General features: G+C 57.2%; 1 protein-coding gene. It reads right to left on the bottom strand.

Annotated elements, in window-relative coordinates:
* Positions 1 to 276: hypothetical protein (locus tag AC1RPT_RS08015; protein ID WP_481763025.1), on the bottom strand; the 276-nt coding region annotated here is incomplete at both ends.

The raw sequence follows: 276 nt of genomic DNA, 5'->3' as shown, positions 1-276 counted from the left end.
GAACCTGCGCCTGATACGCGAAGTCGTACGCGTCAAAATTCCAGAGCCCCGTACGGTCCGTGTACGCTATGAACGACGACTGGCGTTGATCGACACCCGTGGTAATATACGCGTTGGGGCTCGCCAAATGCGACGCAGGAAGCTCATCTACTGAGCCCAGAACCGCCATCCGGAACTGGTTGTTCGATTCTGCGGCGTCCAGCCACATTTGGTAATTCGTGTCCACGATCGACAGGAACGCATCAATCCGGATGCTGTTTCCGCCGTCCACCGCAC

The sequence above is a fragment of the Dellaglioa sp. CoH-56-MRSF-11 genome (assembly GCF_056782135.1).
Note: the sequence above shows the minus strand (reverse complement) of the source record. Positions and strands in the feature narration are given on the sequence as shown.